This window comes from Sphingomonas sp. (genome assembly GCF_036388435.1).
Lineage (GTDB): Bacteria > Pseudomonadota > Alphaproteobacteria > Sphingomonadales > Sphingomonadaceae > Sphingomonas.
In genome coordinates this window covers 1-11,344 of the sequence record NZ_DASVRV010000051.1, presented here as the reverse complement: position 1 = coordinate 11,344, position 11,344 = coordinate 1, and the positions used below count along the sequence as shown (strand labels likewise).

The following is an 11,344-nucleotide window of genomic DNA, read 5'->3' as shown; positions in this document are numbered from 1 at the left end:
CTGATCGAGAACGCGTTCTGCCGCCTCAAGGACTTCCGCCGCGTCGCGACCCGCTACGACAAGCTCGCGGCCAACTTCCTGTCAGGCGTGGCGCTCGCCACCGCGCTCGCGTTCTGGCTGTGAACGAGTCTGGAGCCTAGTGAACACGCCGCCGTTGCGCCTTCGCTGAGCGCTGGCGTTCGGGCTGGCTCCTGCCGCTTCGTCATAGGTATCAAAACCGAACGGCTGTGACACCTAGATTTTGTCTGCTTTCGACCCACAGCGGGCGTTCGGGTCGTAGCTTTTGAGGTAGCTGCTCGGCCGTCACCTCCTACTCGATATACAAGTCGACCATCGCTTTTCGGCGTTCGCGATCAACAATGAGGGTTAGTTGACCGCCATGTGAAGCATCGGCTGGTACGGATATGTAAGTAGTCCCGATCCGAAAGTTCTCGCCGACTTTAGGACCACAGCAATAGTCGTGTGACATGCCGCCTTCTGTCTTATCTACGCAGGGCAAAGAACCTGTGGAACATGGGGCTGGAGACCTCCAGCTACCGTGCTTCAACAAGACGGGAAAGTCGGCCGGGGCTAACTGGAACGCGCATCGTTCGAGCACGTCCGTCGTGCCGAAGCTGTCACAATCAATGTCCGTTACCGAGTCCGGTAACTCGCGAAGGGCCAGTATATTAACGAGATGAGATCGAGTCTGCGCTTGCCAGGCAAGCACGCCCGCGAAGCCAACGACCATAAGCGTCGCAAAAAGGAGCAGTGGGCGGCGTAGGGACGGCATGGCCAGTGAGCCTTATCGCACGAACGTCCGCTTGCCACCTTTAGCGGACGTTCGCGCCGGGAGTCCGCTTGCGACCCCTAGCGGACTTTCGGCGGTGGTCCGCTTCCGCCCAGTTGCAGACGTTCGATATTGGGTGCATCCACTCGGCATGAAAGGTTTGGCAGCGAGAAAGGTGACGCTCCTCATGACCGCTGGAGCGCTCACGTCGCTCGCGGCTTACACCACCTTCCAGCAGCGCACGCGCACCATCGAAGGCACCTGGGTCGACCTGTTCGAAGGATCACGATTCATCGAAGGTGAAGGCCTATCGTCTATCTGCAACCCCAACTTCACAGATGCGCCGTCGCTTGCTTATAATCCGGAACAGAACAGCTCTGAGGGGAAGTTGATAAAGGCGAACCGAAACTCAGGCGTTTTCGTGAGCAGAGATGGAAGGTGGCCCGTTGCCGCTTACTCGGTGAGGTTCGACGGTCATCACCAGATTATAGGCCTAGGCTTTGGTCATGCAGGACTCTCGCCCTCTGAGTATGTCGTCCACCGGATGCTCTCGATCGGCCCGATTCCGTCGCCTATTTGCAATATTCGCCCTGGTTGAAGGATGTCCGCTTTCCACCCAAAGCCGACATTGGCGGCCGGAGGTCGAGCAGGTAGGACGCGAACCATGCGGCAGAAAGCGACCAACTTCGTCGAGGAATGGATCGCAGACGAATTGCTGTGCAAAGCACCTACAGGCGAGGCGGAAGCGGAACTGCTTGTGCGGTTCTCAGCGGAGGCGATCTCGGCGGGACTATCTCACGAAGAGGCAGAGTGGGGCCTGAGCGACCCGGATATGGCTAGCATCATCCGCAAGCATCACGGCCACGCCTAGGTCCGCTTTCCACCCATAGCGGACGTCGGTGCACATGATATGATCGGGTATGGAGTTCATGCTGAAGCTGCTCGCCGTGGCGCAGACCGTTTTCTGGGTTTGGGCCAGTTGGAAGGTTTACGTGCGGGCGAGGGCGGTCGCGGCCGAGACTAACCCTTCGCGTCCCCTGTCCTATGTTGCGGGTCACTGGCTTCTAGTTGTGTTTTTCGCGGCGTTCGCGCTTGGCAGCTTCTTGGGGCTTCTCGGCGTGCGTTAAATGACCGCAATCCACCCAAAGCGGACATTCACGCCTTTGTGTCACAACCGAACGGTTGTGACACAAAGGCGCGCGTCCGTTCCCCGCCTACGCGCACCCCTCAGCCGCCGTTCCGCTTTCGGCCGACCCCCGCCGCCTCCCCTCCACCCCCGTTGCCATTTCGTTCCTCCCACGCGTACAACGGCCCCGTCATGCTGCCCCTTCCCCATCCCGCGCTGCACGCCAGCCATGCCGGCATCTGGATCGCGCGGGGCGGGGACACGCGCGAGGTGTCGCGCGGCGAGGCGATCCGGGTCGCGGCCGAGACGCCGGTGATCGTGCTCAACGCCGCGCTGACCGGGCAGCGGCTGGGCTATGCCGAGCTGTCGGGGCTCGACCTGCTCGAACTCTTCGCCTTCATGCACCCCGCGCGCTTCGCGGTGCCGACGCCGGGCGGGCTGGCGCGCGCGATCGGGCTGGCGGTGCCCGACGACGACGGCGCGACCGCCGCGTTCCTGCTGGAAGCGACCGCGCGCCTGCTCGCCGTGCCGGGGGGCGACTGGCCGGAACGCGAAGGGGCGTGGAGCAGCGCGCAATCGCTGTTCCGCCTGCGCTGGCCCTGGGGGCCGCTGGTCGCGCATCATGTGCCCAAGCCGCCGGCGAACGAGCGGTGGCTCTTCTCCAAGCTGCCCGAATGGGAGGAGACCGCGCCGCGCCCCGCCCCGCGCACCGTCCAGCTCGATCCCGCCGAGGCGGAAGCACGGCTCGTCGTGCTGACCGGCGCGGGTGCGGAACAGCGTGTGGGCCAGCGCGCCTATGCCGCCGCCGCGACCGCCGCCTTCGCGCCCCGCGCGATGCGCGACGCGCCCAATCTCGTGCTGGCGGAGGCGGGGACGGGGATCGGCAAGACGCTGGGCTATCTCGCCCCCGCCTCGCTCTGGGCCGAGCGGGCGGGCGGCGCGGTGTGGGTGTCTACCTATACCAAGGCGCTCCAGCGCCAGCTGTCGGGCGAGACGGCGCGTCTGTTTCCCGACCCCGCGCTACGCCGCGTCAAGGTGGTGACGCGCAAGGGCCGCGAGAATTATCTCTGCCTTCTCAATCTGGAAGACGCGCTGCAGGGCGGGTTCGCGGGGCGAGCGGCGGTGCTGGCGCAGCTCGTCGCGCGCTGGGCGGCGTATAGCGCGGACGGCGACATGGTGGGGGGCGACCTGCCCGGCTGGCTGCCGACCCTGTTCCGGCGCAACGGCCCGACCGCGCTGACCGACCGGCGCGGCGAATGCGTCTATGCGGGCTGTCCGCATTACCGCAAATGCTTCATCGAACGCGCGGCCCGCGCCTCGGCGGAGGCGGACATCGTCATCGCCAACCATGCGCTGGTCATGGTCAACGCCGCGCGCGGGCGCGAGACGACGACGCGGCCGACCCGCTACGTCTTCGACGAGGGACACCACCTCCACGACGCCGCCGACGCGATGTTCGCGACCGCGCTGACGGGCGCGGAGTGCATCGAGCTCCGCCGCTGGGTGGTCGGCCCCGACGGCAATACGCGCGGGCGCCGGCGCGGCCTGGCGGCGCGATTGAGCGACGTGGCGAGCTATGACGAGGCGGGCGGGCGGGCGATCGCCGACGCGGTGGAGGCGGCGCGCGCGCTGGCGTCGGATGGGTGGCTCGGGCGGCTGGCGGAGGGGCGGCCCTTCGGCGCGATCGAGACGCTGCTCGCCGCCGTGCGCGGGCTCGCCTTTGCGCGTGCCGAGGGAGGTGACGACGCCGGCTATGGGCTGGAGACCGAGCTGGCCGAGCCCGACGGCGCGCTGATCGAGGCGGCGGGGCCGGCGGCGCACGCGCTCGACGCGCTGCTCCGGCCGCTGGTGACGCTCGGGCGGCGGCTGGAGGCGGTGCTGGCGGAGGCCCCGGACTGGATGGACGCGGCGGCGCGCGCGCGGGTCGAGGGCGCGATCGCCTCGATCGGCTGGCGCGCGGAGACGGTGGCGGCGTGGCTGGCGCTGCTGGCGCGCGTGGGCGGGCCGGCGGACCCCGACTTCGTCGACTGGCTCAGCGTCGACCGGACGGAGGGACGCGAGTTCGATGTCGGGCTCCACCGCCACTGGCTCGACCCGACGCGGCCTTTCGCGGAGATCGTCCTGAAACCCGCGCACGGCGCGCTCGTCACCTCGGCGACGCTGACCGGCGGCGGCGATTGGGAGACGGCCGAGGCGCGCGTCGGCACCCCGCATCTGGGTCGGGCCCCGGCGCGGTTCGAGGCGGCGAGCCCGTTCGACTATCCCGCCCATGCCCAGGTGCTGATCGTGACCGACGTCAAGCGCGGCGACCTGCCCGCGCTCGCCAACGCCTATGCCCGGCTGATCGTCGCGGCGGAGGGCGGGACGCTCGGGCTGTTCACCGCGATCCGGCGGCTGCGCGCGGTCCATGGCCGGATCGCCGACCGGCTGGCGCGCGAGGGCCTGCCGCTCCACGCCCAGCATGTCGACCCGATCGACACCGGCACGCTGGTCGACATCTTCCGCGACGACCCGCATTCCTCGCTGCTCGGCACCGATGCGCTGCGCGACGGGGTGGACGTGCCCGGCCATTCGCTGAGGCTCGTCGTCATGGAGGGCGTTCCCTGGCCCAAGCCGACCGTGCTCCACGCCGCGCGCAAGCTGGCGGGCGGCGGCTCCGCCTATGACGACCGCATCGTGCGCGCGCGGCTGGCCCAGGCGTTCGGACGGCTGATCCGCCGCGCGGACGACCGGGGCGCGTTCGTGCTGCTGTCGGCGGCGATGCCCTCGCGGCTGCTCGGCGCCTTCCCGCCGGGCGTCGAGGTGGCGCGCGTGACGCTGGACGAGGCGGTGGAGCGCGTCCGGTCGCGGCTTTCCCTGGGCAGCCCGATTGGGCAAGGAGCACGGACACCCGCCTGAAAGGTCGCGCCATGAAGACGCTCACCCTGCTGCGCCACGCCAAGTCGAGCTGGGACGACACCGTCCAACGCGATTTCGACCGGCCGCTCAACGCCAAGGGCCGGCGCGCGGCGGCGTTGATGGGGCGGCATCTGCGGAACGAGGGGGTGACGTTCGACCATCTCGTCGCCTCCCCGGCGGTGCGCGTCGGCGAGACGCTGGACGGATTCACGAGCGGGTACGGGCGGTTGCCCGCGGTCGTGGAGGACCGGCGCATCTACCTCGCCAGCGCGGCGACCTTGCTGGAGGTGGTGCAGGGGCTGCCCGCCTCGACGGAGGCGGCGCTGCTCGTCGGGCATAATCCGGGGCTGGAGGATCTGGTGCTGATGCTTGTCCCGGACGGCGGAGCCCCGCGCGACGCGGTGGAGGAGAAATACCCGACCGCCAGCGTGGCGGTAATGCGGTTCGCGGTGGCGGATTGGACGGCGGTCGCAGCGGGCGGGGGCGAGCTGGTCCGGTTCGTGCGGCCGCGGGACCTGGACCCGACGCTCGGGCCGGATGCGGACTGAGGGCGACCGATTACCTGCCAGCGCCTTTGCAAGCACGAGCCGCTTACCTTTCGCCTCCCTTTCTGAACTTGTAGATCATGGCGACAAACAAGTATGCCGGTGGTCCGATCATGACCGTGTAGCAAGGCAGAGCTTCGATCCAGTTTGCTGAAAGCGCGATACCAAACATGCAAACGGGGACGAAGGTAAACAGCCAGATTGGCCCGCCAAGTACCAAGGCAAACAGAAAAGTCAGGCCTTCCTGAGACGTTCGGTGTTGCTGAATGCTGTGGCTGTCAACGACTTGGCGCTCATCTCCCTGCTCTTGATCTTTCATTCTACACCCTTATTAAAGTCTGTGTGAGGCAAATACCGACAGACTGAACTGTCTAGCTTATTCCTCCTCCGTCCGAGAGCGGGTCAAGGGGCGGTTCGCCCCCAGCATCCGGATGATGCCGGAAAAGTCCGTACCCCCCTGCCCTTCCGCCGCGTATGCCTCGTACAGCTCCGCCGCCCTGGCGCCCATCGGCACGGTCGCGCCGGCGCCCCGCGCTGCCTCCATGGCGAGGCGGAGATCCTTCAGCATCAGCGCGGCCGCGAAGCCGCCCTGATAGTCGCGGTCGGCGGGGGTCTCGGGGCCGACGCCGGGGACGGGGCAATAGCTGGTCATCGACCAGCTCTGCCCCGACGACACGCTGGCGATGTCGTAGAAGCGCTGCGGGTCGAGCCCGAGCTTCTCCGCGAGCAGGAACGCCTCGCAGGTCGCGACCATCTCGGCGCCGAGCAGCATGTTGTTGCAGATCTTCGCGGCCTGGCCCGCGCCGTTGCCGCCGGCGTGGATCACCGCCTTCCCCATGTCGGACAGATAGGGTTCGGCGCGCGCGAAAGCGTCGTCGGCGCCGCCGACCATGAAGGTCAGCGTGCCCGCGTTCGCCGCCGCGATGCCGCCCGATACGGGGGCGTCCACTGCCGCGAGCCCCTTGGCCCACGCGGTCTCCGCGACGCGCTTGGCGGTCGCCACGTCGATCGTCGAACAGTCGATCAGAATCGTGGTCGGCGCCACCCGGCCGACCAGGTTGCCGTACACGGCCTCCACATGCGCGCCGGCGGGGAGCATGGTGACCACCGCCTCGGCGCCGTCCACCGCCGCCTGCGCGCTGTCGGCGGGAAGGCAGCCGGCCTGCTCCGCGCGCGCGAGCGCCTCCGGAGAGAGGTCGAAGGCGCGGACATCGTGCCCCGCCCTGGCCAGGTTCGCGGCCATCCCGCCGCCCATATTGCCCAGCCCGATGAATGCGACGCGTGCCATGCTTATTTCCCCGTCCACTTGCCCGGCCGCTTCTCGACGAAGGCGGCCATGCCCTCGGTCTGGTCCTCGGTCCCGAACAGGCCGTGGAACAGCCGCCGCTCGAACCGGACGCCCTGGTGAAGCGTCGTCTCGAACGCGGCGTCGACCATCTCCTTATTCGCGAGCACCGCGAGCGGGGCCATGCCGGCGATGACGGTGGCGACCTTGACCGCCTCCTCGACCAGGTCGGCGGCGGGGACGACGCGGCTGACGAGCCCGGCGCGCTCGGCCTCGGCGGCGTCCATCATCCGGCCGGTCAGGCACATCTCCATCGCCTTGGCCTTGCCCACCGCGCGGGTCAGCCGCTGCGAGCCGCCCATGCCCGGCGAGACGGCGAGCTTGATCTCCGGCTGGCCGAACTTGGCGGTGTCGGCGGCGAGGATGAAGTCGCACATCATGGCGAGCTCGCAGCCCCCGCCCAGCGCGAAGCCCGCGACGGCGGCGATGACGGGCTTGCGCGTGGCGGTGAACCGTTCCCAGCCGGCGAAGAAGTCGGCGCCGTACATGGCGGCGAAGCCCTGGGCCTGCATCTCCTTGATGTCGGCTCCGGCCGCGAAAGCGCGCTCGGAGCCGGTGAGGACGGCACAGCCCTGGGTCGCGTCCGCGTCATAGGCGGCGAAGGCGGCGAGCAGGTCGGCCAGCACCTGACTGTTTAGGGCGTTCAGCGCCTGGGGGCGGTTGAGCGTGACGAGCGTCACGGGGCCGCGTTGTTCGACGAGGATGGTTTCATAGTCAGGCATCGGGCTTCTCCGTCAATTCGGCGTCCACGCGTCCGCCTCGTCGAGCGGCGCGAAAATCTGGTCGATCAGATGGTCGGTCACGCCCTCGGGCGTGGGCGGATCCCAGCGGGGCGCATTGTCCTTGTCGACGATCACCGCGCGGACGCCTTCGAGGAAGTCGTGGCGCTGCACCACGCGGCTGCCCACCGCATATTCCTGGCGCATCTCGTCCTCGAACGTCGCCATGGTCGCGCCGTCCAGCAGGAGTTTCAGCGACACTTTCATCGTCTGGGGCGATTTGGTGCGGAGCGTGGCGAGCTGCGCCGACGCCCAGTCGCCACCATCGGCCTCCAGCGCGGCGATCACCTCCTCCAGCCTGTCGGACGCGAAGAGCCGGTCGATCGCGCCGGCATGGGCGGTGATCCGCGCATCGGGGACGGGCGCGGACAGCTCGTCGAGCACGGCCGCGATCGCCTGGGGCGTCTCGGCGATCCGGTTCTTCGCCTCGTCGAGCCGGTCGGCGTGGAGATAATGGGTCGCGAAACCGAGCGCCAGGCACTCCGCCCCGTCGAGCCGGTGACCGGTCAGCGCCAGATAGCGCCCCATCCGCCCCGGTCCTCGCGACAGATACCAGCCCGCCCCGACATCGGGGAACAGGCCGATCCCCGTCTCGGGCATCGCGAACTTCGTGTTCTCCGTCGCCACGCGATATCGGCAGGGCAGCGCCAGCCCGACACCGCCGCCCATCGTCACCCCGTCCATGAACGCGACCAGCGGCTTGGCATAGGTGAACAGCCGGTGGTTCATCCGGTATTCGGCGTGGAAGAAGGCCCGCGCGGCCGCGCCGTCCCCCGCCCCGCTTTCCGCGAGCATACGGATGTCCCCGCCCGCGCAAAAGCCACGCGACAGCTTGGGATCGCCGTCGGGCGCGGGGGCGTGATCGATCACCACCGCCTCCACCGCCGCGTCCCCGCGCCACCGCTCCAGCGCGTCGAGTATCCCGTCGCACATGGGATGGGTCAGCGCGTGGAGCGTCCCCGGACGGTTCAGCCGGATGCGACCGACCGCGCCGTCCTGCTCGACCATGAGATCGCCGGTCATTGCCGTGTCAGCTCGCGTCCGACGATCATGCGCATGATCTGGTTGGTCCCCTCCAGGATCGAATGGACGCGCAGGTCGCGCCAGAACCGCTCGATCGGATAATCCTGCAGATAGCCATAGCCGCCGTGCAGCTGGAGCGCGCGGTCGACGATCGACGAACCGCTGTCGGTCGCCAGCCTTTTGGCCATGGCGGCGAACTTGGTCTTGTCGGGCGCGTTGTCGGTGACCTTGGCGGCGGCCATGTAAAGGAGCGCGCGCGCCGCCTCCAAATCGGTCGCCATGTCGGCCAGCGTGAACTGGGTGTTCTGGAAATCGGCGATGGGCTTCCCGAACTGCTGGCGCTCCTTGGTATAGCGGATCGATTCGTCCAGGCAGCGCTGCGCCCCGCCCAACGAGCAGGCGCCGATGTTGAGCCGCCCGCCGTCCAGGCCCATCATCGCGATGCGGAACCCCTCCCCCTCGCCGCCGACCAGGTTCTCGGCGGGCACGCGCACCCCGTCGAAATTCACCTGGGCGGTGGGCTGCGAATGCCAGCCCAGTTTGCGCTCGGGAGCGCCGAACGAGACGCCCGGCATGTCCTTCTCGACCACCAGGCAGGATATGCCCTTGGGGCCTTCCTCGCCGGTCCGGACCATGGTGACGTATACCTCGTTCTCGCCGCCGCCCGAGATGAACTGCTTGGACCCGGTGACGACGTAATCGCCCCCGTCACGAACGGCGCGCGTCTTGAGCGCGGCGGCGTCCGACCCCGATCCCGGCTCGGTCAGGCAATAGCTCGCCAGCCGGTCCATGGTGACCAGGCCGGGCAGATATTTGTCCTTCACCGCCTGCGCGCCGAACCGGTCGATCATCCACGACGCCATGTTGTGGATCGAGATGAATGCCGAGGTCGACGGGCAACCATAGGACATGGCCTCGAAGATCAGCGCCGCCTCGAGCCGGCCCAAATTGATGCCGCCGCTCTCCTCCGACACGTAGATCGCCGCAAAGCCGAGTTCGGCCGCTTCCTTGATGACGTCGCGCGGGAAGATATGCTTCTCGTCCCATTCGGCCGCGTTGGGGGTGATACGGTCGGCGGTGAAGCGGCTGGCGAGTTCCTGGATCTCGCGCTGGTCGGGGGTCAGGTCGAACTGGGTCATGGTTGCTCCGTGGCGGGCGTCTGGAGCCAGGCGCGCGCGTCGTCCATCGAAAGGAATATGCGGACGGACGGGTGGGCCAGCGTCCGCTCCGCCTGCATCTTGTTCAGCTTGCTGCCGACCGCGATCGCGGTGCGGCCCGTGCGCATCTTGATCGCTCCCGCCATGATCTTGCCCAATGCCAGGCTGACCTCGGTTGACTGGACGGGAAAGTCGGTGGAATCGCACAAGGTATCGAAATGCAACGGCACGCGACGGATCCGGGCGGCGGCCGCCTGGAGATCGGCGACGAAGCGCCCGATGATCTCCATCGTCCAGAAGCCCCGCATCCTATATAAGAACAGGTTGGCGACCATGTCGTACTGCATCTCGTAGCCGGGCACCGCCATCTACCGGGCCGGCGCGACGGCGGGCGGCGGCTCCAGCGGCACCGCCTCGTTGCGTGTGTCGTCGGTCAGGTTCTCGGGCACCCCCTCCTGCACCAGCGCGGGGGGCGCTGCCTCCTCGTCCGACGTGTTGGCGCCTTCCGACCCGCCCCCGCAGGCGGCGAGCAGCAGAACGGGAAGAAGGAGCAGGCGAGGCGCGACGCGGCGGGTCATGGCATGCTCCCTAGCACCGCGGCGGGCCTCCCCGCCACCGTCCCCGCCGCGACCGGTGTCTCGTGCAGGACGCGTTCGGCGAAGAGGCGGTTTGCGAGCCGCGTGTCGTTGCGGGCGTACCAGCGCGGCGCGGGCAGGCCCTTAGCCCAGGCCAGCGCCTCGGTCAGCGTGCCTTGCGCGACGGGGACGTCGGGCCGCGCGGCCGCGATCGGATCGGCGAACGCCTGATCGGCGCCGATGATCGTCCACCCCGCGCGGCGGAGCGCCCCGACCAGATCGCCGACGAACAGCGCCGCGATGTCCGTCTCGTGGAGCAGCATCACATGCGCGGGCGACCGGCCGAGCGTATGCCGGGCGAGCCCGTCATAGAATTCGGCCGCCTCCAAATGGCTTTCGACATACAGGTCGCGCAGCGCCGCCCTGTCGATCGCCTTGCCGCCCGCCCGCGCGTCGACCGCCAGCTGTTCCATGTTCCAGTCCGACGCGTCGACCGTGACATAGCCGTTGCGCAGTCCTCGCGCGGCCAGGCCGGCGCGGACCGCGTCGCGCTTCGGCTTGTCGCGGCCACCCTCGTCGAGAAAGGGGTAACGAAACCAGGGTCGATGCCCCTGGCGCCCGCGCAGCCACGCCTCGGCCCGGTCGATATCGGCGAGATAGTCGGCCGCATCGGTCGCATTCAGGTGCGGATGGCTGAACGAGTGGTTCGCCAGGACGTGGCCCGCCGCGACATAATCCGCGATCCGCCGCTCGGCGCCGGGGCGATCGGGCACCGCGCCGGGGTTCACGAAAAAGGCGGCCTGCGGCACCCGCGCGCGCCGCAGCGCCGCGATCAGGCGCCGTGTCCGCTCGTCGGGCGTCAGGAACGCGCCCGCCCCGCGCGGCACGTCGTCGAACGTCAACGCGATGCGCTTCCGCGCCGCCGCCGGGGCGGCGGCGAGCAGCAGCGTCAGCAACACGAGGACGAAGCGGGGCATCGTTTATCCCATGGTGGGGATGACGAAGGCGTCCTGCACCCTGCTCGCGGCGCCGTCTTCCGATCCGCGCGGCAGGTCGCCCCCACTGATCCCGGCGCCGTCGGGCCAGCGTTGGGTCACGGTCTTGACGCGGGTCCAGAAGCGCACGCC

Annotated in this window: 13 protein-coding genes and 1 pseudogene; 6 read left to right on the top strand and 8 right to left on the bottom strand. The window is 68.7% G+C overall.

Annotated elements, in window-relative coordinates; genetic code table 11:
• The 6 genes and pseudogenes from VF592_RS12510 to VF592_RS12485 all read left to right on the top strand — a co-directional run.
• A pseudogene (locus VF592_RS12510) lies at positions 1-123 on the top strand (IS5/IS1182 family transposase); the annotation flags it as partial.
• Positions 124-920: 797 nt separating this feature from the next.
• The gene (locus VF592_RS12505) at positions 921-1,367 is read left to right on the top strand and encodes a hypothetical protein (protein ID WP_331005965.1); all 447 of its coding nucleotides are present in this window, start codon (positions 921-923) and stop codon (positions 1,365-1,367) included.
• A 66-nt stretch (positions 1,368-1,433) separates the two neighbouring features.
• A complete protein-coding gene (locus VF592_RS12500) occupies positions 1,434-1,640 on the top strand; it encodes a hypothetical protein (RefSeq protein ID WP_331005964.1) in 207 nt (68 codons plus the stop codon).
• Between the two features lie 49 nt (positions 1,641-1,689).
• The gene (locus VF592_RS12495; protein WP_331005963.1) at positions 1,690-1,896 is read left to right on the top strand and encodes a hypothetical protein; all 207 of its coding nucleotides are present in this window, start codon (positions 1,690-1,692) and stop codon (positions 1,894-1,896) included.
• 191 nt (positions 1,897-2,087) lie between these two features.
• Positions 2,088-4,793 (top strand): ATP-dependent DNA helicase, encoded by a 2,706-nt coding sequence (locus tag VF592_RS12490; protein ID WP_331005962.1) that lies wholly within the window; start codon positions 2,088-2,090, stop codon positions 4,791-4,793.
• Positions 4,794-4,804: 11 nt separating this feature from the next.
• Positions 4,805-5,341, top strand: a complete 537-nt coding sequence (locus VF592_RS12485; RefSeq protein ID WP_331005961.1) for a histidine phosphatase family protein — start codon at positions 4,805-4,807, stop codon at positions 5,339-5,341.
• Between the two features lie 43 nt (positions 5,342-5,384).
• On the opposite strand, the gene VF592_RS12480 is transcribed toward VF592_RS12485, so the two are convergent.
• Genes VF592_RS12480 through VF592_RS12445 form a run of 8 tightly spaced genes read right to left on the bottom strand, consistent with a single transcriptional unit; the run spans position 5,385 to position 11,194 of the window.
• Positions 5,385-5,657: a hypothetical protein gene (locus VF592_RS12480; protein ID WP_331005960.1), complete on the bottom strand. Its 273-nt coding sequence runs from the start codon at positions 5,655-5,657 to the stop codon at positions 5,385-5,387.
• Between the two features lie 57 nt (positions 5,658-5,714).
• Positions 5,715-6,626, bottom strand: coding sequence for a 3-hydroxyisobutyrate dehydrogenase (gene mmsB / locus VF592_RS12475; RefSeq protein WP_331005959.1), 912 nt, complete (start codon positions 6,624-6,626; stop codon positions 5,715-5,717).
• 2 nt (positions 6,627-6,628) lie between these two features.
• The gene (locus tag VF592_RS12470) at positions 6,629-7,405 is read right to left on the bottom strand and encodes an enoyl-CoA hydratase (protein WP_331005958.1); all 777 of its coding nucleotides are present in this window, start codon (positions 7,403-7,405) and stop codon (positions 6,629-6,631) included.
• 12 nt (positions 7,406-7,417) lie between these two features.
• The gene (locus tag VF592_RS12465) at positions 7,418-8,485 is read right to left on the bottom strand and encodes an enoyl-CoA hydratase/isomerase family protein (protein ID WP_331005957.1); all 1,068 of its coding nucleotides are present in this window, start codon (positions 8,483-8,485) and stop codon (positions 7,418-7,420) included.
• Positions 8,482-9,624, bottom strand: coding sequence for an acyl-CoA dehydrogenase family protein (locus tag VF592_RS12460; RefSeq protein ID WP_331005956.1), 1,143 nt, complete (start codon positions 9,622-9,624; stop codon positions 8,482-8,484). The genes VF592_RS12465 and VF592_RS12460 overlap by 4 nt, the downstream gene beginning before the upstream one ends.
• Positions 9,621-10,010 carry a hypothetical protein gene (locus tag VF592_RS12455; protein WP_331005955.1) on the bottom strand — a complete coding sequence of 130 codons (390 nt, stop codon included), beginning with the start codon at positions 10,008-10,010 and terminating at the stop codon, positions 9,621-9,623. The genes VF592_RS12460 and VF592_RS12455 overlap by 4 nt, the downstream gene beginning before the upstream one ends.
• Complete coding sequence (locus VF592_RS12450) at positions 10,011-10,220, bottom strand: hypothetical protein (RefSeq protein ID WP_331005954.1); 210 nt, start codon at positions 10,218-10,220, stop codon at positions 10,011-10,013. It abuts the gene before it with no gap.
• Positions 10,217-11,194, bottom strand: coding sequence for a polysaccharide deacetylase family protein (locus VF592_RS12445; RefSeq protein WP_331005953.1), 978 nt, complete (start codon positions 11,192-11,194; stop codon positions 10,217-10,219). Before VF592_RS12445 ends, VF592_RS12450 begins: the two co-directional genes overlap by 4 nt.
• Positions 11,195-11,344: the final 150 nt, after the last annotated feature.